At 41.7% G+C, this 21,253-nt stretch carries 19 protein-coding genes and 2 tRNA genes; 19 read left to right on the top strand and 2 right to left on the bottom strand.

The window, feature by feature from the left end; genetic code table 11:
* Positions 1 to 135 precede the first annotated feature (135 nt).
* The 7 genes from AC3ZVC_RS04315 (at position 136) to AC3ZVC_RS04285 (ending at position 5,747) form a co-directional block, all read left to right on the top strand.
* Positions 136 to 1,743, top strand: a complete 1,608-nt coding sequence (locus AC3ZVC_RS04315) for a putative polysaccharide biosynthesis protein (RefSeq protein ID WP_490066410.1) — start codon at positions 136 to 138, stop codon at positions 1,741 to 1,743.
* Positions 1,744 to 1,751: 8 nt separating this feature from the next.
* A complete protein-coding gene (gene yabN, locus AC3ZVC_RS04310) occupies positions 1,752 to 3,206 on the top strand; it encodes a bifunctional methyltransferase/pyrophosphohydrolase YabN (RefSeq protein ID WP_490066407.1) in 1,455 nt (484 codons plus the stop codon).
* A 29-nt stretch (positions 3,207 to 3,235) separates the two neighbouring features.
* Positions 3,236 to 3,502, top strand: coding sequence for an RNA-binding S4 domain-containing protein (locus AC3ZVC_RS04305; protein WP_214725916.1), 267 nt, complete (start codon positions 3,236 to 3,238; stop codon positions 3,500 to 3,502).
* 345 nt (positions 3,503 to 3,847) lie between these two features.
* A complete protein-coding gene (gene yabP / locus AC3ZVC_RS04300) occupies positions 3,848 to 4,150 on the top strand; it encodes a sporulation protein YabP (protein WP_026583004.1) in 303 nt (100 codons plus the stop codon).
* Positions 4,147 to 4,779: a spore cortex biosynthesis protein YabQ gene (gene yabQ / locus AC3ZVC_RS04295; protein WP_490066406.1), complete on the top strand. Its 633-nt coding sequence runs from the start codon at positions 4,147 to 4,149 to the stop codon at positions 4,777 to 4,779. Before yabP ends, yabQ begins: the two co-directional genes overlap by 4 nt.
* A 15-nt stretch (positions 4,780 to 4,794) precedes the next feature.
* Positions 4,795 to 5,205, top strand: coding sequence for an FtsB family cell division protein (locus AC3ZVC_RS04290; RefSeq protein WP_490066403.1), 411 nt, complete (start codon positions 4,795 to 4,797; stop codon positions 5,203 to 5,205).
* Positions 5,206 to 5,288: 83 nt separating this feature from the next.
* A complete protein-coding gene (locus AC3ZVC_RS04285; protein ID WP_214725919.1) occupies positions 5,289 to 5,747 on the top strand; it encodes a S1 domain-containing RNA-binding protein in 459 nt (152 codons plus the stop codon).
* Between the two features lie 161 nt (positions 5,748 to 5,908).
* Here AC3ZVC_RS04285 and AC3ZVC_RS04280 read toward each other — a convergent pair.
* Together AC3ZVC_RS04280 and AC3ZVC_RS04275 are read right to left on the bottom strand one after the other, a co-directional pair.
* Positions 5,909 to 5,980: transfer RNA gene (locus AC3ZVC_RS04280), tRNA-Glu, on the bottom strand.
* 141 nt (positions 5,981 to 6,121) lie between these two features.
* Positions 6,122 to 6,195: transfer RNA gene (locus AC3ZVC_RS04275), tRNA-Met, on the bottom strand.
* A 359-nt stretch (positions 6,196 to 6,554) separates the two neighbouring features.
* On the opposite strand from AC3ZVC_RS04275, the gene spoIIE reads away from it, so the two are divergent.
* The 12 genes from spoIIE to pabA all read left to right on the top strand — a co-directional run bounded on the left by spoIIE (position 6,555) and on the right by pabA (position 21,252).
* Entirely contained in the window at positions 6,555 to 9,041 is a 2,487-nt protein-coding gene (spoIIE, locus tag AC3ZVC_RS04270; protein WP_490066398.1) for a stage II sporulation protein E, read from the top strand.
* 87 nt (positions 9,042 to 9,128) lie between these two features.
* Positions 9,129 to 9,869 carry a vWA domain-containing protein gene (locus AC3ZVC_RS04265; protein WP_490066394.1) on the top strand — a complete coding sequence of 247 codons (741 nt, stop codon included), beginning with the start codon at positions 9,129 to 9,131 and terminating at the stop codon, positions 9,867 to 9,869.
* Entirely contained in the window at positions 9,838 to 10,815 is a 978-nt protein-coding gene (locus AC3ZVC_RS04260; RefSeq protein WP_490068820.1) for a serine/threonine protein kinase, read from the top strand. The genes AC3ZVC_RS04265 and AC3ZVC_RS04260 overlap by 32 nt, the downstream gene beginning before the upstream one ends.
* 225 nt (positions 10,816 to 11,040) lie before the next feature.
* Positions 11,041 to 12,429: a tRNA lysidine(34) synthetase TilS gene (gene tilS / locus AC3ZVC_RS04255; protein ID WP_490066390.1), complete on the top strand. Its 1,389-nt coding sequence runs from the start codon at positions 11,041 to 11,043 to the stop codon at positions 12,427 to 12,429.
* Positions 12,430 to 12,452: 23 nt separating this feature from the next.
* Positions 12,453 to 12,998, top strand: a complete 546-nt coding sequence (gene hpt, locus AC3ZVC_RS04250; RefSeq protein ID WP_490068818.1) for a hypoxanthine phosphoribosyltransferase — start codon at positions 12,453 to 12,455, stop codon at positions 12,996 to 12,998.
* 94 nt (positions 12,999 to 13,092) lie between these two features.
* Positions 13,093 to 15,129: an ATP-dependent zinc metalloprotease FtsH gene (ftsH, locus tag AC3ZVC_RS04245; protein ID WP_490066388.1), complete on the top strand. Its 2,037-nt coding sequence runs from the start codon at positions 13,093 to 13,095 to the stop codon at positions 15,127 to 15,129.
* Positions 15,130 to 15,289: 160 nt separating this feature from the next.
* The gene (locus tag AC3ZVC_RS04240; RefSeq protein ID WP_490068817.1) at positions 15,290 to 16,069 is read left to right on the top strand and encodes a type III pantothenate kinase; all 780 of its coding nucleotides are present in this window, start codon (positions 15,290 to 15,292) and stop codon (positions 16,067 to 16,069) included.
* 62 nt (positions 16,070 to 16,131) lie between these two features.
* Positions 16,132 to 17,010 (top strand): Hsp33 family molecular chaperone HslO, encoded by an 879-nt coding sequence (hslO, locus tag AC3ZVC_RS04235; RefSeq protein WP_490066385.1) that lies wholly within the window; start codon positions 16,132 to 16,134, stop codon positions 17,008 to 17,010.
* 33 nt (positions 17,011 to 17,043) lie between these two features.
* Positions 17,044 to 17,922: a peptidyl-prolyl cis-trans isomerase gene (locus AC3ZVC_RS04230; protein WP_490066381.1), complete on the top strand. Its 879-nt coding sequence runs from the start codon at positions 17,044 to 17,046 to the stop codon at positions 17,920 to 17,922.
* Between the two features lie 230 nt (positions 17,923 to 18,152).
* A complete protein-coding gene (gene cysK / locus AC3ZVC_RS04225; RefSeq protein ID WP_490066378.1) occupies positions 18,153 to 19,082 on the top strand; it encodes a cysteine synthase A in 930 nt (309 codons plus the stop codon).
* A 164-nt stretch (positions 19,083 to 19,246) separates the two neighbouring features.
* Positions 19,247 to 20,662: an aminodeoxychorismate synthase, component I gene (gene pabB / locus AC3ZVC_RS04220; protein ID WP_490066375.1), complete on the top strand. Its 1,416-nt coding sequence runs from the start codon at positions 19,247 to 19,249 to the stop codon at positions 20,660 to 20,662.
* Positions 20,659 to 21,252 carry an aminodeoxychorismate/anthranilate synthase component II gene (gene pabA, locus AC3ZVC_RS04215; RefSeq protein WP_490066370.1) on the top strand — a complete coding sequence of 198 codons (594 nt, stop codon included), beginning with the start codon at positions 20,659 to 20,661 and terminating at the stop codon, positions 21,250 to 21,252. Before pabB ends, pabA begins: the two co-directional genes overlap by 4 nt.
* Position 21,253 lies beyond the last annotated feature (1 nt).

The raw sequence follows: 21,253 nt of genomic DNA, 5'->3' as shown, positions 1-21,253 counted from the left end.
ATTAAAAGAACCCGTCTGCAAAGTTTACCGCTGGCTGTAAACAATTCGTATTTTAAATTTAATGTGAAAGCAATCCGACGCGTCAGCTCTGTTATGCTATAATACTTTCGAATTCATTTGGAAGGAGATGGGCAATTGAAGCCCGTTCATACATCAGGCGATTTATTTAAAGGAGCCTTTATCCTGACGGTCGCTGCACTTGTAATAAAAATTCTAAGCGCTATATATCGTGTACCTTTTCAAAACATTGTAGGGGATGTAGGTTTTTATATTTATCAGCAGGTATATCCCTTCTATGGGATTATTTTAGTATTATCTACATATGGATTTCCTGTTGTCATTTCCAAGCTTTATGCCGAACAGGCTGCTTTAAAAAGGGAAAAAAATGTTCAAAATTTATTTGTGATTACTGCTCTTGTCCTGACAATAATCGGATTTACTGGATTCTCCGTTCTTTACTGGGGAGCAGATTGGCTGGCTGCCAGGATGAACGATCCGCAGCTTGCTGTTTTGCTTAGGGTGGTAGCGGTTGTTTTTCTCATTTTTCCTATCGTCTCTATCCTAAGAGGTTACTTTCAGGGAAGAGGTAATATGGTTCCTACAGCGGTTTCACAGGTAGGGGAACAGCTTGTGAGAGTCGCAACCATTCTGCTTGCAGCCTTGCTGTTGGTACGGGAAGGACAATCCCTCTATATGGTGGGAGGAGGCGCCCTTTTCGGGGCAATAACCGGCGGGTTTACTGCCGCACTTATATTAATAACATTTTTTTATATAAAACAAAGAAGGAAGCTTCCCTCTGTAATTGAAATTGATTTCAAAAAGAGCGTCAAAATTGCCAAGGTCCTGATCATTCAGGGGTTCGCGATTTGCATCAGCAGTCTCGTCCTCATTTTTATCCAGCTGGCGGATTCATTAAATCTGTACTCACTCCTGTTAGCCTCCGGTTATGAGAGTGAACAGGCGAAAGAGCTGAAAGGTGTATATGACCGCGGCCAGCCGATTGTGCAGCTAGGCACGGTGGTCGCAACGTCGATGTCTTTGTCGCTTGTGCCGCTTATCTCCAAAGAAAAAATGAAAAACCAGGCTGCTTTTCTGCATGATAAAATCAGGCTTGCTCTCCAAATAGGCATTCTCGTCGGGGCTGCTGCAACGGTAGGGCTATGGAATATTATCGAGCCGGCAAATGTTATGCTTTTTGAAAATGTATCCGGATCGGATGTCCTTTCAATTCTTAGTATTTTAATCTTTTTAAGTTCGGTTATTATAACCATTACAGCTATTTTGCAGGGATTGGGTTTTATCCTATTTCCGGCGGCTGCGATCCTTTTGGGCTTTGCTGTTAAGTATGGATTGAACTTCCTATTAGTCCCATCCTATGGGACAATTGGGGCGGCAGTAGCATCCTGCCTTGCTCTTGCATCGGTTATGCTCTTTCTTATATTCAAGCTTCGGAGTTATTTAAAAATAGCGCTGCTTTCCAACCGCTTTTTATTTGTCATTGGTTTGGCTTCTGCCGTCATGGCACTTGTTTTACAGCTATACCTTCACGCAACAGGTGTGGTCGCCGACTTTAGACATGACCGTCTTTATGCCGGCTTCCAGGCACTAAGTGCTGTGGCTTTAGGAGGCTTCACTTATTTGTTTATTGTGCTTAAAGGCAATACTTTTAGAGAGGAAGAGCTCGCTCTGCTTCCGTTTGGCAGCAAACTAATGTTCTTGCTTCCTAAAAAAAATAGGAGATGAATAATTTTATGAAGAAAATAACGATTCTCGGGCTTGGAGCGGGAGATATAGATCAGCTTCCTTTAGGTATTTATAAAAAGCTTAAAAATTCAGAGACCCTCTATTTACGAACGAAGGAACATCCTGTTCTCCGCGACCTCGAACAAGAAGGACTTCAGTATCAGTCTTTTGACAGTGTATACGAAAAGCACGATCAGTTTGAGGAAGTGTATGAAGAAATATGTGAATCCCTGCTGGAAGCTGCTCTGACAAATGATATTACATATGGAGTGCCTGGCCATCCGCTTGTGGCAGAAAGAACAGTTCAGCTTCTGATTGAGCGAGCGCCTAGTAAGGATATTGAGATAGAAATCGGAGGAGGACAGAGTTTCCTTGACCCTTTGTTTCAGGCATTGAAAATCGATCCAATCGAAGGATTTCAACTCCTTGATGGAACCGATTTAAAAAGGGATGAAATCGAAGTTGCACAGCATGCCATTATAGGACAAGTGTATGACCAGTTTGTAGCCAGTGAAGTCAAGCTTACGCTAATGGAAAAGCTGCCATATGACTACGAAGTATTGATTGTGACTGCTGCTGGCAGCAAAGAAGAGAAAATCAGAAAAGTCCCACTCCATGAGCTTGACCATAATATGGAGCTGAATAACTTAACCTCTGTATATGTGCCGCCAGTGAAGGATGAAACGATTTTATATAAGCATTTTTCAAAGCTTCGCAGCATTATAGCAGAGCTGCGCGGACCGAACGGCTGCCCATGGGATCTCAAGCAGACTCATATATCACTAAAAAAATATTTAATTGAAGAAGCATACGAACTGATCGAAGCGATTGATAATGAGGATAGCGACCATATGACTGAAGAGCTTGGAGATGTCCTTCTTCAGGTTATGCTGCACGCCCAGATTGGGGAGGACGAAGGCTATTTCACCATTGATGATGTCATTCAAGGACTTTCTGAGAAAATGGTGCGCCGCCATCCGCATGTATTTGGTAATGTACAGGCTGATAATGAAGAGGAAGTTCTGAAAAATTGGCAAAGCATCAAACAGGAAGAAAAAGGTGAACAACAGAAATCCATCATGGATACTGTACCCAAATCCTTTCCAAACCTAATGAGGGCTGAAGAAATTCAAAAAAAGGCGGCAAAAGTTGGTTTTGATTGGAAGGAAATCGAGCCTGCCTGGGAGAAAGTGAAGGAAGAGATTTCTGAATTCGAATCTGAAGCAAGGAATAAAAGCAGCCAGATGGAAGCGGAATTTGGCGATATTCTTTTTGCGCTGGTCAACATCGCCCGTTTCTATAAAATAGATGCGGAAGAAGCGACAAGAAAAACGAATGAAAAATTTATCCGCCGTTTTTCATATGTGGAAGAGCGGGTAAAGGAAAGCGGCAGAAACTTTGAAGACTATACGCTGGAGCAGCTTGATGAGTATTGGGATGAAGCAAAAGCAAAAGGATACTAAAAAAGAGAAACCAGAGGAGTGGCGGACAAATGAGATTGGATAAATTTTTAAAAGTATCAAGGCTTATCAAAAGAAGAACACTGGCAAAAGAAGTTTCCGATCAGGGAAGGATTTCAATTAATGGCCAGCAGGCTAAGGCCAGCTCGACCGTTAAAGTTGGGGATGAGCTTCAAATCCGCTTTGGCCAGAAGCTGGTAACGGCAAAGGTCGAGCGTCTGCAGGAAACGACCAGGAAGGAAGAGGCTGCGGAAATGTATTCAATTCTTAAAGAGGAGAAAGTGGAATCAGAGGCGTAAGAAACTTTGCCGGGCTTGCACCTTTCGGGGTTTGGCCGATAAATTCCTGTTTTCCGGCCGATAAAATCTTGATATTGGCCGTTAATCGGCACTAAGCTGTATTTTGGCCAATATCATCTTCCGTTTTGCTGAGAAAAACGATGTTCCTCTGCTACTATATTGCTTCGGAATTCCATTCAAAAACCGCATCGCTCTGATCCCCTGCTGATACTGATAACTGTAATGCCGATTGAATGTCCTGATTCAATGGCACCACCGCTTTTCTTGTTGGCTTGTTCTATTTTTATATCCCTATTCATAAACATGTACAAAAAGGTTGTACTATGTGATTGCGAGGGATGAATGATGAGCCAATATTATGAGTCAAGTTCAAACAAAGTGAATACCCAGGAGCATGATGTCATTATGAGGGGCAGAAGGCTGCTGGATATCACAGGAGTCAAACAGGTAGAGAGCTTTGATAATGAAGAGTTTTTACTGGAAACGGTGATGGGCTTCCTGGCGATTAGAGGGCAGAATCTGCAGATGAAGAATTTGGATGTGGACAAGGGAATTGTTTCCATTAAGGGGAAGGTATTTGACCTTGTTTATATAGACGATCAGAATGGAGATAAAGCTAAAGGTTTCTTTAGCAAGTTATTCCGATGACACTGACCACTCAATTTATAACTATGCTGGCAATGATCGGCATGGGAAGTGTCTTTGGTGCTGCCCTTGATACCTATAATCGTTTCCTCAAGAGGACCAGGCGGAAGAGCTGGATTGTTTTTATTAATGACATCCTTTTTTGGCTGCTGCAGGGATTGGCTATCTTTTATATTTTATTCTTGGTTAATAAAGGAGAACTAAGGTTTTATATCTTTGTTGCTCTGCTATGCGGTTTTGCCGCTTACCAAAGTCTATTTAAAAAAGTGTATTTGCGGGTATTGGAGATTTCCATCAGAATGGCGATCTCCATATACCGCTTTTTAGTTAAGGCATTTACTTTAGTTATCTATAGACCCTTCCAAGGACTTATAACTGCGTTGATTGCCATAACTGTTATGCTTGGGAAGGGACTTTATTCCCTTTTAAAGGTAATTTTAAGGGTCATTTGGTTTACTGTGAAGGTGGCTTTCATGCCTGTCAAATGGATTTTGTCACTTTTGTGGAAACTTTTGCCGAAAAATATTAAAAAATCCGTCGAGAAGTTATATAATAAATTGGCAGGATATTTACAGCAAACAAAGAATTATGTTTTAAAGTGGATCGCAAAGTGGAAAAAGCATAAAGAGTAAGGAGGGAATGCGAAAGTGAGTGTCAGCAAGAAGAGGAATATAGCCAAAATTGAAACAAGCTATGTCAGACAGCAGGAAGCGGCAGAGGTCAGTGCGGGCCGGAAAAGAAAGCTTTTATTTAGAAGATTAGCAGCTTTTTTTACACTGGCAGCCGTACTTTCTTTTTTTATGATCTCTACACTCGTTTCGCAATCTGCCGCTCTGGAGGAAAAAGTGGAAGAGAAAAACCAGCTTGACAAGGAGCTTGCTGCGCTAAAGAAGAAGGAAGTCATTCTTGAAGAGGAAATTGTAAAATTGAATGATGATGAATATATAGCGAAGCTTGCCAGGAAGGATTATTTCTTATCCGACAATAATGAGATCATTTTTAATCTCCCTGAAGAGACAGAAAAAGAGAAAAAGAATAAGGAGAAATCAACCGAATAGAGGCTGTATTGACACTCTTTTTTTGAATTCTGTATAATATATAGAAAGTATGATTTATATCTTTCAAGGAGGCAATTTTTTTAATGTCAATCGAAGTAGGCAGCAAGTTACAAGGAAAGGTCACAGGTATTACAAATTTCGGAGCATTTGTGGAGCTGCCGGAAGGCTCAACCGGTCTAGTGCACATAAGTGAAGTCGCAGACAATTATGTCAAAGATATTAATGATCACCTAAAAGTAGGTGACATGGTCGAAGTGAAAGTCATTAATGTCGAAAAAGATGGCAAGATCGGTTTATCCATCAAGAAGGCAAAAGACCGGCCTGAGCGATCTGAAAGACCTGAAAGAGGCGACAGAAAAGAATACAGAGGACATTCAAATTCTGGCCGTCCGCGTCATGGCAGAACAAACGATAACCGTCCATCCAAAGAGAACTTCGAATCAAAAATGGCTCGATTCTTAAAGGATAGTGAAGATCGTCTGTCATCGCTAAAGCGCAATACTGAATCCAAACGTGGAGGAAGAGGCGCAAGACGAGGATAACTTGCTGCTGATCTTGATATAAAGCAGAGTAAATTAAAACAAGTCCGGATCGGGCTTGTTTTTTTTGTGCTCTTTTAAATGTTTAGTAATTTTTTAGTTTGGTTATTAAACTTTTCTTTATATCAAAAAAGCATCAGCCTAAGGCTGACGCTTCTTTGATATGACCCGTACGGGATTCGAACCCGTGTTACCGCCGTGAAAGGGCGGTGTCTTAACCGCTTGACCAACGGGCCGTAATAAGTGTATGAATGTTTCTGTGTCCAGCTTCAGCGCCTACCCCCTCGAGGTCACAAGCCGCTCCTCCCAAAAAGGTAAAGAACACCTTTCCGAGAGGATTGTCTTGTGCTTGACCAAGGCACTTCAGCATCCTTTGATAGCGGCGGAGGGGATCGAACCCCCGACCTCACGGGTATGAACCGTACGCTCTAGCCAGCTGAGCTACACCGCCATATTTTTATAGATTCACAGTTGTGCCTTAAAGCACAACATTTATAATACAAAGATTTAAAAAGGAAGTCAATAAAATATTAAAAGAAATATGTCGCAATTCCACCCAGATTCTTCGTCAATTTTTTCCAATCATTTGTACTTTCCATAAAGCAATCTTCCCAAGGCTTTTCTTTACTTTTTCTGTAAATGTGCCTGCAAATCTTCTGCAATAATAGACTTAAATATTGTTATCTGACCCCATATAAGGTGGAAAACCGTCGAACGAAAAGTCAGGGCTTGTCCGCTATTTTGACAAACTTCTGATGCGCTGGCTTTTATAATTGTCAGCAACGATAAAAATATGGGGAGTGTAGTTTAATGGAAAAGGTAGAAAGGAATGTAATGGAGCCGATCGGAGAAGTACCATTTAATAAACCGAAACTGGAATTTGCCAAAGGCTTAAAAAAACTCCAATCCGGGTTGGAGAATTTCTTTCTTAAAAAAGGCTATGTTCTTTTGATCATTGGCTTTTTGCTTGGAAGAGCCTTGATATTAGCGAAACTAACCCCTTTCAGTCTTCCGTTTTTCGCTGCGGTTTATTTTATTAGAAGAGATAAGGCTCCGCTCGCATTGGTGGGATTAATTGCAGGTGCCGCAACTTTATCCATATCGAACGCTGTCTCCGCTTTTGGAATCACATTCATATTTTTGTTTGCCTTCAGGGTTTCGAAGAAATGGCTGCAAAATGAAATTAGGGCTTTGCCCTTCTATGTGTTTTTCACCATTTTGTCGGGAAAGCTGCTTGAGACGTTTATTATTAAGAGCCAGCTGACATTATATGATGGAATGATGGCTGGTGTTGAGTCCAGTCTGGGCTTCATTCTTACTCTAATATTTCTTCAAGGCCTTCCGCTGCTGTCAATTAATAAGCGCAGGCAATCACTGAAAACAGAAGAAATCGTGTGCCTTATTATTATGCTGGCTTCTGTCATGACAGGAACGATCGGATGGACAGTCTATGATCTTTCGGTAGAGCATATTATGTCCCGGTATCTTGTCTTGCTGTTTTCATTTGTAGCAGGTGCAACGGTCGGTTCTACTGTAGGGGTTGTAACTGGATTAATATTTTCCCTTGCCAATATATCAAGTTTCTATCATATGAGTTTGCTTGCATTTTCAGGGTTACTTGGCGGCCTCTTAAAAGAAGGGAAAAAGTTCGGTGTGGCATTCGGGCTGCTGATAGCAACGCTGCTGATGGGGATGTATGGTGAAGGAAGCGGAAACTTGATGAAGACCCTGTCAGAAACAGGCGCAGCGATATTATTATTTCTCTTAACCCCTCAAGCTTTAACCTCAAAGTTAGCAAAGCATATACCAGGAACACCGGAGTATGCCGCAGAACAGCAGCATTATATGCGAAAGATGCGGGATGTGACCGCACAGCGGGTTGCACAGTTTTCAAGTGTATTTCAAGCCTTATCCAAAAGCTTCTCTGCCCACGATGTGCCGTCGGAATGGGAAGACAGTAAAGAAAATGATAGAGAAATGGATTATTTTTTAAGCAATGTAACAGAAACAACATGTCAAACTTGCTTCAAGAAAGACCATTGCTGGTCAAAGAACTTTAATACAACCTATGAATATATGATGGATATTATGCATGATGTGGATAATAATCAGGGTGCCCTATCTCCAAAGCTTGCGAGGGATTGGGAAAAGTACTGTACTAGATCCAAAAAAGTGACAGAAGCAGTCCAGCAGGAGCTGACCTACTTTAAGGCAAACCAAAAGCTGAAAAAGCAGGTCCAGGAAAGCAGAAGGCTTGTGGCTGACCAGTTGATGGGTGTTTCAGAAGTGATGGGCGACTTTGCGAAAGAGATTCAAAGGGAACGGGAGAACCACCATAAACAGGAAGAGCAGATTCTGGAGGCAATTCAGGAATTTGGCATTCATATTGAGCAAGTTGAAATATATAGTCTGGAACAGGGGAATGTCGACATAGATATGACCATTCCGTACTGCCAGGGACATGGAGAATGTGAAAAGCTGATTGCCCCGATGTTATCTGATATTCTCGGAGAAACAATATTAGTAAATTCAGAGGAATGCGCTGCATTTCCAAATGGCTTTTGCCATGTAACCTTCCGTTCGGCCAAGGCCTATGCGGTAGAAACAGGAGTTGCGCATGCAGCGAAAGACGGAGGGTTTATCTCAGGTGACAGTTATTCAACCATAGAATTGGGATGCGGCAAGTATGCGATTGCCATCAGTGATGGTATGGGCAACGGAGAGCGTGCCCATGCGGAAAGTAAAGAAACACTTCAGCTGCTGCAAAAAATTCTACAATCCGGAATTGAGGAGCAGGTTGCAATCAAGTCAATTAATTCAGTCCTATCTTTAAGGACGACAGATGAGATTTTTTCAACTTTGGATTTGGCCATTATTGATCTGCAAAATGCTGACGCAAAATTTTTGAAAATTGGATCAACTCCAAGTTTTGTTAAACGAGGCCCTAAGGTGATGAAGATTCAGGCCAGCAATCTTCCAATGGGAATTATCCAGGAATTTGATGTAGATGTTGTGAGTGAGCAGCTCAAAGCCGGCGACTTATTAATCATGATGAGTGATGGCGTTTTTGAAGGGCCGAAGCATGTTGAGAATTTTGATTTGTGGATGAAGCGGAAAATAACAGAGTTAAAGACAGAAGACCCTCAGGAAGTGGCAGATTTAATTATGGAAGAAGTCATTAGATCAAGATCAGGAAATATTGAAGATGACATGACCGTATTGGTATCAAGGATTAAACATAATACACCTAAGTGGACAAGTATCCCGGTGCATGCAATCCGCCAAAAAGCCAACTGATTAATTTGCTCATAACAAAGTCATTCTATGTATATTTCCCTTTTTTTCAGTCGAAAATGGTAACAACTCAGAAGTGGAGGGGAGATTATGAAAACAGGTACACTTAAGCAAATCTTGCTGATAACAGATGGATGTTCGAATCAGGGTGAAGATCCAATTGCGATGGCTGCCTTGGCAAAGGAGCAGGGGATTACAGTCAATGTAATAGGAGTCATGGAGCATGATGTAATTGATGAGCAGGGTTTGAGCGAGATCGAAGGGATTGCTATGTCTGGCGGCGGAGTTAGTCAGGTTGTCTATGCACAGCAGCTGTCGCAGACGGTGCAAATGGTAACAAGGAAAGCAATGACCCAAACTCTCCAGGGAGTTGTGAACAAAGAGCTGCAGCAGATTTTGGGCGGTGCGAAAACAATGGAAGACCTTCCTCCTGAACAGCGGGGAGAGGTCATGGAAGTAGTTGATGAACTTGGTGAAACAGTCGAACTTGAAGTGCTGGTATTGGTCGATACAAGTGCAAGTATGAAGCATAAGCTCCCAACAGTAAAGGAAGCACTGTTAGATCTATCCTTAAGCCTGAATGCCCGTTCCGGTGATAATCGTTTTTCCGTTTTTGTATTTCCCGGGAAAAAGAATGATGTCGAAAAATTGCTGGACTGGACACCGAAGCTTGAGTCACTCACAAGTATTTTCTCTAAATTGACAACAGGCGGCATTACACCAACTGGTCCTGCCATTCGTGAAGCACTCACATATTTTAAGAAAAAACGTTCATTAAGGAGTCTGCTTTCCCGTGATGATGATGAATCATTCTTTGAAGAGTCAGTGTAAAGTCAACCCTGGTACCGTGATTGAAGGAAAGTGGCACCGCAACCGTTACACTATTTTGAAGGAACTGGGTTACGGTGCCAATGGGATTGTTTATCTGGCAAAAGGCCAAAATCAGCAGGTTGCTTTGAAAATGAGCGATAACGGGATGTCCATAACCTCTGAAGTGAACGTCCTCAAATCCTTTGCAAAGGTCCAAGGCTCTGCCCTCGGACCTTCTTTGCTTGATGTAGATGATTGGGAAAGAAGGAGCGGAAAAGTTTCCTTCTATGTTATGGAATACATACAAGGCCCAGATTTATTGACGTTTATTCAACAAAAGGGGCCATCCTGGACGGGTGTCTTAATCGTTCAGCTGTTAAGTGATCTGGAAGCATTGCATAAGTCCGGGTGGGTTTTTGGAGACTTAAAGCCCGACAATTTGATTGTAACAGGGCCTCCGCCCAAAATACGCACAATCGACGTTGGAGGAACCACAGTCCAGGGAAGGGCCATAAAAGAATTCACCGAGTTTTATGACAGGGGCTATTGGGGACTTGGGACACGGAAGGCTGATCCTGCTTATGATTTATTTGCTGCCGCAATGATTTTAATTAATACAGCTTATCCGAAAAGGTTCTCAAAAAGCACCGGAGATCTCAAACAGTTAAAATTGATGGTCCGCCAAAAGAAGGAACTTTTGAAATATGAAGATGTTATCTTAAACGCGCTTCAAGGCCATTATGCCTCGGCTGATGAAATGAGAAATGATTTGCTCCAACTTACACGTACAAGCTCAGGTCAAAAGAATACACCTAACCGGAAAAATAGCCAAACAACCAGCCGGCAGCCTGTCAGCCGGCAGGCATACATCCAAAAGAAGAAAAAAGGAGGCTTTATTGAAACTGTCTTAATCGTTCTGATTGTGACAATACTATATTTCTTATATATATATGGACAGCTTCTTTAATCTCTTAGATCTGTTAAACTAGTCCGCACCGATCAACAATGAGCTTTAGCATAGCCAATTTATAAAAAAATGAAACCTTTTAGTGTAAAAGCCGTAAAGTAAGGTTACATATTCCCTTTTGATATTTGCATGTGAAAAATGATATGCTTTTCTATGCACAAGGATTATATGGCCCATGGCAAGGGTAAAGAAAAATATATTTAAAAATGGATAAGGAAGTAGCTTATGCTCGAAGAAAAAGTTAGAGCTTTCCTTAAGAGAAAGGGAATTGAATTAAATAATAAGAGGCTCTTGATTGGGGTTTCAGGCGGCCCCGATTCAATTGCCCTGCTCCATTATCTTTGGAGCTTTAAACATCTTTTTAATGTTGAAATAGTAGCTGCACATGTCGATCATATGTTTAGAGGTGATGAATCCTACCAGGACGCAATGTTTGTCAGGAATTATTGCATGGAAAAGGAAATTACCTTTGAAATGGAACAAATTGATGTGCCTGAGTATATAGCGAAGACGGGAAAGAGTTCCCAAACTGCAGCCAGGGATTGCAGATACAGCTTTTTTAGAAAAATTGCTGAAAAACATGATGTGGATTACATTGCATTAGGCCATCATGGAGATGACCAAGTAGAAACTGTTTTAATGCGGTTAACAAGGGGAAGTACCGGGAAAGCTAGAGCAGGAATACCTTTTATGCGTCCATTTGCAAACTGCTCTATCATTCGTCCGTTTTTATGCCTGAACAGAAACGAAATTGAGCAGTATTGCCTTAAAGAGGGGCTTAACCCGCGAAGGGACCCGAGCAATGAAAAAAGCATTTACAGCCGAAACCGCTTCAGAAAAGAGGTGCTCCCATTCCTGAGAGAAGAAAACCCTCAGGTTCATGAGCATTTCCAAAGATTTAGTGAAGATTTGCAAAGTGATGAAGCGTATCTGCAGGAATTAACTGTCCAAAAAATGAATAGAGTAATGGAAAAGAAATCAGATGAGGAAATTAGCTTGGATATTGATGCTTTTGAGGCAATGCCAATGCCTTTACAAAGGAGAGGTATTCAACTAATATTAAACTATCTTTATAAGGAAATGCCTGCATCTTTATCCGCATCTCATATAGAGAGCATTTTTTCCTTAATGAAAAGTCCTCATCCATCAAGAAAATTAAATTTCCCAAATGATTTACATATTGTACGCTCCTACCGGAAATGCCATTTCCAATTCCCGAAGGATCCTGTACAATCCTATCGGTTTCAAGTCTTCAAACCTGCAATCATTCAACTCCCAAACGGCGGATCCATTATATTTGAATATACTGACTGTCCTGATGGAAATCTAAACAATGATGCACTGCTTTTAGATAGGGAAGATGTCTCTCTTCCGCTTATTATAAGAACGAGAGAAGCCGGAGACCGCATGACTATCAAAGGAATGCGTGGAACCAAGAAACTTAAGAACATTTTTATTGATTATAAAATACCGCTGCAGGAAAGGGAAACATGGCCGATCGTAACAGATAAGCATGGCCAAATTTTATGGATCCCCGGCTTAAAAAAATCTCACTATTCAATGCAGCAAACGTCTGGTGCTAGTTATATTTTTTTAAAATACATAAAGCAATGATCTTCTAGGGGGCACAATAAATGATGAAAAATGATATTGAAAAAGTATTAATTTCAGAAGAGGAGCTGCAGGATAAAATTAAGTCGCTTGCTGCTGAACTTACTGAAGAATACAAGGACCGATTCCCGCTGGCAATTGGAGTTCTAAAAGGGGCTATGCCTTTCATGAGCGACCTTTTGAAGCGCGTGGATACATACCTTGAGATGGATTTCATGGATGTATCAAGCTACGGCAATGCAATGGTTTCTTCAGGTGAAGTGAAAATCCTAAAAGACCTTGATACATCCGTAGAAGGAAGAGATATCCTTATTATTGAAGATATTATCGACAGCGGTTTGACGCTTAGCTATCTTGTAGAGCTTTTCCGTTACAGAAAAGCTAAAAGCATCAAGATTGTTACGCTGCTTGATAAACCGACAGGCAGAAAAGCTGATATAAAAGCAGATTATGTAGGCTTTATCGTTCCAGATGAATTTGTAGTGGGTTATGGATTGGATTACGCAGAAAAGTACCGTAATCTTCCTTATATTGGAGTCCTTAAGCCACAGGTATACAGCAATAATGATTAAGTAAACCATAAGGAATATTGAGTTAAAGCCCTTTACTGAAAAGAGAAACACCCGGTTTTGAAAAGTCTAATTCCTTGTATTGGCATGATTTTCTATGATACTATACACTATAGTTTGTTTACCGTGGGAGGAGGTAAGGGATGAATCGGATTTCCGGAATACCATCTTTTATTTATTAATATTTTTAGTCATTATTGGAGTTGTCAGCTTTTTTAACGGCAACAATGAACCAACTGAGCACATCTCTTATAATAAATTTGTCGATGAATTAGAAAGTGGCAAAATTACGTCAGTTTCATTACAGCCTGAGCGAGGTGTCTTTGAAGTACGGGGACAGCTTGAAGGATATGAGGAAGGAAAATACTTCCTGACTTATATCATGAATAATGATAATATCCTTGACCGAATTGATGAAATGGCTCAAACTTCTGAGGTTGAAGTAATGCCTGCCAAGGAAACAAGCGGCTGGGTAACATTCTTTACTTCAATAATACCTTTCATCATTATCTTTATTTTATTCTTCTTCCTGCTGAACCAGGCGCAGGGCGGAGGAAGCCGTGTTATGAATTTCGGCAAAAGCAAAGCCAAGCTTTATGATGAAAGCAAAAAGAAAGTACGCTTTAAAGATGTAGCTGGCGCCGATGAGGAAAAGCAAGAACTGGTAGAAGTTGTTGAGTTTCTTAAAGACCCGCGCAAATTTGCTGAACTTGGAGCAAGAATTCCTAAGGGAGTACTTCTTGTAGGACCTCCCGGAACAGGTAAAACCTTGCTTGCACGAGCAGCTGCCGGTGAAGCAGGCGTTCCATTCTTTTCAATAAGCGGTTCTGATTTCGTTGAAATGTTCGTTGGTGTGGGTGCTTCCCGTGTCCGTGACCTATTCGAAAATGCGAAAAAGAACGCTCCATGTATTATTTTTATCGATGAAATTGATGCTGTAGGGCGCCAGCGTGGTGCCGGCCTTGGCGGCGGACATGACGAACGTGAGCAGACCCTTAACCAGCTTCTGGTTGAAATGGATGGATTTGGAGCTAATGAGGGAATTATTATCATTGCTGCAACTAACCGTCCGGATATTCTTGACCCGGCATTATTGCGTCCGGGACGTTTTGACAGACAGATTACGGTTGACCGCCCAGATGTCAAAGGCCGGGAAGCAGTGCTTAAAGTACATGCCCGCAACAAGCCTTTGGATGAGTCAGTTAACTTAAAGAGCATCGCCATGCGCACACCTGGATTTTCGGGTGCAGACCTTGAAAATCTATTGAATGAAGCAGCGCTTGTAGCTGCTCGCCGCAATAAGAAAAAAGTCGATATGGAAGATATCGATGAAGCAACAGACCGCGTTATTGCGGGACCAGCTAAGAAAAGCCGTGTTATTTCCCAAAAGGAAAGAAACATCGTTGCTTTCCACGAAGCAGGCCATACAGTTATTGGTTTAGTGCTTGATGAAGCTGAAATGGTTCATAAAGTAACGATCGTACCTCGTGGCCAGGCAGGCGGATACGCAGTTATGCTTCCGAAAGAAGACCGCTACTTCCAGACTAAGCCGGAGCTTCTTGATAAGATTGTCGGCTTGCTGGGCGGACGTGTTGCGGAAGAAATCGTGTTCGGCGAAGTGAGTACAGGTGCCCATAATGACTTCCAGCGTGCGACAGGCATTGCCCGCCGCATGGTAACCGAATTTGGTATGAGCGACAAGCTTGGGCCATTGCAGTTCGGACAGTCTCAGGGCGGCCAGGTCTTCCTTGGACGTGACTTTCATAATGAACAGAACTATTCAGATGCTATCGCATATGAAATCGATCTTGAAATCCAGCGTATCATCAAGGAATCTTATGAAAGAGCGAGAAAGCTCTTAACAGAAAATCGTGATAAGCTGAATCTGATCGCAAACACATTGCTTGAAGTTGAAACGCTTGATGCAGAACAAATCAAGCACTTATCGGAAAAAGGAAGACTTCCAGACCGTTCAGTGGCATCCATTGAAAGTGCCGATGACGTTAAAGTGAATATCAGCATTAAAAAAGATGATCCTGCTGAATCAGGAGAAATCCCTGAAGCACGGGAAGGTTCAAGCCCTGCAGAAGCGGAAACGCCTCCTGCTATTGATGAGGAACGTAAGGATAAATAAGAAAAGCGCCCTTTTGGGCGCTTTTTTTGCTTGTTTTCATACTTGCTCCGGCAATTGAAATTTCCTATTACACGAATCTATAGGAGTTATGATATGATGTTTGCAGTGTACAAAAAATTAAGTGGCGCTTCTGCTAAATAAATATAAAGTGGTGAGAATGTTGATCTTTGTTTTTGATGTAGGAAATACGAACATTGTTCTGGGTGTCTATGACCGTGATGAATTAAAACATCACTGGAGAATCGAAACTAACCGCAATAAAACAGAAGATGAGTATGGAATGATTATTAAGTCTTTGTTTGAACATGTAAACCTTTCTTTTTCTGATATAGACGGTATTATTATTTCTTCAGTAGTGCCGCCAATCATGTTTTCACTGGAAAGAATGTGCCAGAAATATTTCCATGTTAAGCCCCTTGTTGTAGGCCCAGGGATAAAAACAGGATTAAATATTAAATATGAAAACCCGAGAGAAGTTGGTGCTGACCGTATCGTCAATGCAATCGCAGCGATTCATGAATATGGCAGCCCGCTTGTTATTGTTGATTTCGGAACTGCAACTACTTATTGTTATATAAATGAAAATAAGCAGTATATGGGCGGAGCGATTGCTCCGGGAATAGGAATTTCAACTGAGGCGCTTTATTCGCGTGCCGCAAAGCTTCCAAGAATTGAAATTGCACGTCCTGACCATATTGTTGGGAAAAATACAGTGGCTGCCATGCAGGCAGGCATCCTATATGGTTACGTTGGCCAGGTAGAAGGTATAGTAAAAAGAATGAAGGACCAGGCAGCCAAGAGTCCAACTGTAATAGCGACTGGGGGGCTGGCCAGCCTTATTGCCCAGGAGTCTGAAATCATTGATATTGTTGATCCATTTTTAACATTAAAGGGTTTGCAGATTATTTATAAAAGAAATATGGAAACCCTAAAAAAATAGCACGTTAGTTTAACATAGAGCCGCTAAAAACAAATGGCGGTTTTTCTGGAAAGGAGCAAGAAATGAACGATTATTTAGTTAAAGCACTCGCGTATAATGGACAGGTTCGTGCTTATGCGGCCCGCACTACGGAAACAGTTGGAGAGGGGCAGCGAAGACATTATACATGGCCCACTGCTTCTGCTGCACTGGGCAGAGCGATGACCGCCGGCGTTATGATGGGAGCTATGCTTAAAGGTGATAATAAGCTGACAATCAAAATTGAAGGCGGCGGCCCGCTTGGCGCTATTCTTGTAGACAGCAATCCAAAGGGAGAGGTGCGCGGTTATGTTACAAACCCGCAAACACACTTTGACCTTAACGAGCAAGGTAAGCTTGACGTGCGCCGTGCGGTCGGTACGGAAGGTACATTAACAGTAGTAAAAGACATTGGGATGAGGGACCATTTCACTGGACAAGTTCCCCTTATTTCTGGAGAACTGGGAGAAGATTTCACATACTATTTTGTAACTTCTGAGCAGGTACCTTCTTCAGTTGGAGTGGGTGTACTAGTTAACCCAGATAACACAATTCTTGCTGCGGGCGGATTTATTCTGCAGTTAATGCCTGGGACTGACGACGAGACCATATCGTTAATTGAAAACAGGCTTAAAGAGATCCCTCCGGTTTCAAAGCTTATTCAGCAAGGGTTGAAGCCAGAGGAGCTGCTGGAAACCATTTTGGGCAAAGACCAGGTGAAATTCCTTGAGAAAATGCCTGTTTCCTTTACATGTACATGTTCAAAAGATCGTTTTGCCAATGCGATCATTAGTTTAGGGGAAAATGAAATTCAGGAAATGATTGATGAAGATGGCGAAGCTGAGGCTTCCTGTCATTTCTGTAATGAAAAATATCATTATTCAAAAGAAGAGCTGGAAGAACTAAAGAAAGAAGCTGAATAATTGCAGTTCTTCTTGGGGGAGGAACAGTTGCAGTTGAAAAAGAAACACCTATGGATGGTTATTTCGGGACTGATTTTACTTAATTGTGTCACATTGGTTTTTTTGCTTTTTAAAGGTGAGGGAAGCAATGGGGAAGCAGTTGCAAAAGTCGGCAAGGAAGAGATCACTCGGCAGGAGTGGCTGACTGAAATGGAAGCAAGATATGGAAAAAGTACCTTAAATGAATTAGTTGACCAAAAGGTTATTGAAAACGCCGGTAAAAAATATGGCATTAAAATCTCGGATCAGGCAGTGGATCAGGAATTAAAAATGGTAAAAACAATGTATGGAAGCGATTTTTCTGAAAAGACAACAGAAGATAAATGGAGAAAGCAAATTAAAAATAATTTGACACTTGAAGAGCTTTTAACGAGGGACGTGGCTGTTTCAGAAGAAGAGATGAAACAATACTATGAGCAAAACAGCAGCCAATTTAATGTGCCTGATTCTTACCATATATCCCAGATTGTCGTTAAAACAAAAGAAGAAGCGGAACAGACATTAAAGGAGTTAGAGCAGGGATCAAGCTTTTCTGTGCTGGCAATGGAACGTTCTATCGATGAATTTACAGCCAATCAGGGAGGGAACGCCGGTTATATCAGTGAAGATGATGAGCATATATCAGCAGACTTCCTTGAGCAGGTTAAAAGCCTAAAGCCGGAGGAATGGAGCGAGGCGATTAAAACTGAAGAGGGCTATGCAGTTGTTATGCTTCATGAGCATCTTAAAGGTGAGAGCTATTCCTACAAAGAAGTGAAAAATCTAATCCGCCGCCAAATTGCTCTTGAACAAATGGATGTTCCTGTTTCGGCAAAACCTTTTTGGGAAGAAACGGATGTTGAATGGTTTTACGGAGAAGAAGAAGCACAATAGTTTTGAAAAACACGGAAACTTTCCGTGTTTTTTGCTACATAAAAAACAAGAAAGTTTTTATGATAAGTGAGTATGAATAATAATTAAGGGTAATTTAATCAAGATGACAAAAGTATGAATTTTCTTTTAAATGGGCGTTTATATGTTTCAAAATAATTGACATCACCAATAAAAATTGGTAAATTTGTATTAAACCAATAAAAATACTCGGAAATAAGGAGTGGGGAAAGATGGTACGCGTAGCAAATACAATCGCAGACCTTGTAGGCCAGACACCAATTGTGAAACTAAATCGTTTAGTTGATGAAAATAGTGCAGATGTTTATCTAAAACTGGAATACATGAATCCGGGAAGCAGTGTTAAAGATCGTATTGCCCTGGCAATGATCAATGCAGGAGAGAAAAATGGGAACCTGAAGCAGGGAGACACGATTATTGAACCAACGAGCGGCAACACAGGAATTGGTTTAGCTATGATCGCAGCTGCAAAAGGATATAAGGCGGTTTTGGTAATGCCTGAGACGATGAGTATGGAGCGACGCAACCTGCTTCGTGCTTATGGTGCAGAACTTGTACTAACGCCTGGACCGGAAGGAATGAATGGAGCGATTCGTAAAGCTACAGAATTGGCTAAGGAAAATGGGTATTTTATGCCACAGCAGTTTGAAAATCCTGCAAATCCCGAAGTTCATCGTTTAACAACAGGGCCAGAAATTGCAGAGCAAATGGGCGACCAGCTTGATGCCTTTATTTCAGGAATTGGAACGGGCGGAACGATTACAGGGGCAGGAGAAGTGCTTCGCAAAAAATATGATAACATTAAAATATATGCGGTTGAGCCAACTGATTCACCTGTACTATCAGGCGGCAAGCCTGGTCCACATAAAATTCAAGGTATTGGTGCGGGGTTTGTTCCAGATACTCTTGATACAAAAATTTATGATGAAGTCATTCAAATATCAAATGATGAGGCATTTGAATATGCCCGCCGCACGGCCAAAGAGGAAGGAATCCTTGGCGGTATTTCCTCGGGTGCGGCCATCTGTGCAGCATTAAAAGTTGCTAAAGAGCTTGGCAGAGGCAAAAAGGTGCTGGCAATTATTCCAAGTAACGGAGAGCGTTATTTAAGTACTCCTTTATATCAATTCGAAACCGAATAATAATAGAGGCAACGGTCTTTTATCCGTTGCTTTTTTGTGTTTAATTTTGGATGGAATGCAACTCCTGGCAGTATGAAGAAAAGCAATTTTAGACAAAAATTATGAAAGCTTGCCCTACATCATGTATGATGAAAAAAGAGAAATATTTAGGGGTGACTTTTCTATTGAATCAACTTCACATACATGCAAAAGAGATACCTTTTTCATATAATCATTTCTTCCGACAATACCGCAGGCTGGCAGAAGGAAGGGAGCATCATGTTTTGCTTGAGAGCGGGAGAGGCGGCCGGTACAGCATCGCAGCTTTTGATCCGGAAGCGATTTTAACAGGTAAGGATTCCAAGCTTGAGATACGCCAGAATGGCCAAAGACAAATACTTGAAGGAAATCCTCTTCACTTAATGCAGAGTTGGCTAAACCACTATCAAGTGGAAAAGCTGGACGAACTCCCTGATTTCCAAGGAGGAGCTATTGGATTTATCAGCTATGATTACGCACGGTATATTGAAAAGCTTCCGAATGATGCAAAAGATGATCTTCAAATACCGGATATACACTTTTTCGTATTTAAAGAGTTCTTTGTTTTTGACCATGAGAAGGGAACACTTTCTCTGCTTTTCTTATATGAAAAAGGAGAAGAGCAATCAATTGATAAAAGGGCCAGGGAGTGGGAACAGACCTGGCAAGAAAATGATACGGAGCCTGCTGCTAAAGAGGGGCGGCAACAGAATGAAATAGATTCTGATGTATCTATGAATGAAGAAGAGTTTATGTCCGCTGTACGGAGAGTACAGGAATATATTTCACAGGGAGATGTATTCCAGGTAAACCTGTCTGTACGCCAAAGCCGCCCCATTCAGTTGGAAGCGATGGAAGTGTACGAACAGCTGAGGGCTTTAAATCCGTCGCCGTATATGGGTTATTTTCATACCCCTGAATACCAGCTTGTGAGCGGATCACCGGAGCTTTTGATTAAGAAAAAGGGAAGTGAAGTCAGCACTCGGCCGATTGCAGGGACAAGATCCCGCGGGAAGGACCATGAGGAGGACCTTAAGCTTGCCTGTGAGCTGATCGAAAATGAAAAAGAGCGTGCAGAGCACGTTATGCTAGTCGATTTAGAACGAAATGACCTGGGCAGGGTCTGTAAATATGGAACGGTTACAGTCGATGAGTTTATGGTGATTGAAAAATACTCGCATGTTATGCACATTGTCTCCAATGTAAAGGGACAAATTGCAGAAGGTAAAAATGCAGTTGATATAATCGATGCCGTATTTCCTGGTGGTACAATCACAGGAGCTCCAAAGGTTCGGACGATGGAAATTATTGAAGAACTGGAGCCGGTTACAAGGGGACCTTACACAGGTTCGCTTGGATGGATTAACTTCAGCGGTGATCTGGAGCTAAATATTATTATACGGACGATGGTAGTGAAGGAAGGAAAGGCGCATGTTCAGGCAGGTGCCGGTATTGTTATTGATTCCAATCCAAAGAATGAATATAAAGAATCGCTGAAAAAAGCAATTGCTCTTTGGAAAGCAAAAGAACTCGCAGAACAGGCAAAAGGGGATCAGCTATGATATATATGATCGATAATTATGATTCTTTTACTTATAACCTCGTACAATATCTAGGTGAATTGGGCGAAGAGCTGCATGTAAAAAGAAACGATGAGACTTCCATATCCGAAATTAGCGATTTGCAGCCCAAGTTTTTAATGATCTCTCCGGGACCGTGCAGTCCGAATGAAGCGGGCATCAGCCTAGAAGCGATTGAAGCATTTTCAGGGAAAATTCCTGTTTTTGGCGTTTGCCTTGGCCATCAGTCGATTGCACAGGTGTTTGGTGGTGATGTGGTGCAGGCAGAACGGCTTATGCATGGAAAAACATCTGAGATTTTTCATGACGGTAAGACGATATTTAAAGGACTGCCTAACCCATTCCCGGCTACCCGCTACCATTCATTGATTGTCAAAAGGGAAACTCTCCCTTCTTGTCTGGAGGTATCTGCCTGGACAGCTGAAGGCGAAGTAATGGCCCTGCGCCATAAGGAGCTCCCGGTTGAAGGAGTCCAGTTCCATCCCGAATCGATAATGACTACGTCCGGTAAGGAATTACTGCAGAATTTTATTAATCACTATAAAGCCACTTTACTGACAGAGGGGCTATAAA

This window comes from Cytobacillus sp. C11.1, assembly GCF_058145115.1.
Note: the sequence above shows the minus strand (reverse complement) of the source record. Positions and strands in the feature narration are given on the sequence as shown.

Coding starts and splice junctions, on each gene's coding strand:
- yabN (WP_490066407.1), top strand. CDS start 1,752: ATGAAGAAAATAACGATTCTCGGGCTTGGAGCGGGAGATATAGATCAG.
- AC3ZVC_RS04305 (WP_214725916.1), top strand. CDS start 3,236: ATGAGATTGGATAAATTTTTAAAAGTATCAAGGCTTATCAAAAGAAGA.
- yabP (WP_026583004.1), top strand. CDS start 3,848: ATGAGCCAATATTATGAGTCAAGTTCAAACAAAGTGAATACCCAGGAG.
- yabQ (WP_490066406.1), top strand. CDS start 4,147: ATGACACTGACCACTCAATTTATAACTATGCTGGCAATGATCGGCATG.
- AC3ZVC_RS04285 (WP_214725919.1), top strand. CDS start 5,289: ATGTCAATCGAAGTAGGCAGCAAGTTACAAGGAAAGGTCACAGGTATT.
- spoIIE (WP_490066398.1), top strand. CDS start 6,555: ATGGAAAAGGTAGAAAGGAATGTAATGGAGCCGATCGGAGAAGTACCA.
- AC3ZVC_RS04265 (WP_490066394.1), top strand. CDS start 9,129: ATGAAAACAGGTACACTTAAGCAAATCTTGCTGATAACAGATGGATGT.
- AC3ZVC_RS04260 (WP_490068820.1), top strand. CDS start 9,838: ATGATGAATCATTCTTTGAAGAGTCAGTGTAAAGTCAACCCTGGTACC.
- tilS (WP_490066390.1), top strand. CDS start 11,041: ATGCTCGAAGAAAAAGTTAGAGCTTTCCTTAAGAGAAAGGGAATTGAA.
- hpt (WP_490068818.1), top strand. CDS start 12,453: ATGAAAAATGATATTGAAAAAGTATTAATTTCAGAAGAGGAGCTGCAG.
- ftsH (WP_490066388.1), top strand. CDS start 13,093: ATGATACTATACACTATAGTTTGTTTACCGTGGGAGGAGGTAAGGGAT.
- hslO (WP_490066385.1), top strand. CDS start 16,132: ATGAACGATTATTTAGTTAAAGCACTCGCGTATAATGGACAGGTTCGT.
- cysK (WP_490066378.1), top strand. CDS start 18,153: ATGGTACGCGTAGCAAATACAATCGCAGACCTTGTAGGCCAGACACCA.
- pabA (WP_490066370.1), top strand. CDS start 20,659: ATGATATATATGATCGATAATTATGATTCTTTTACTTATAACCTCGTA.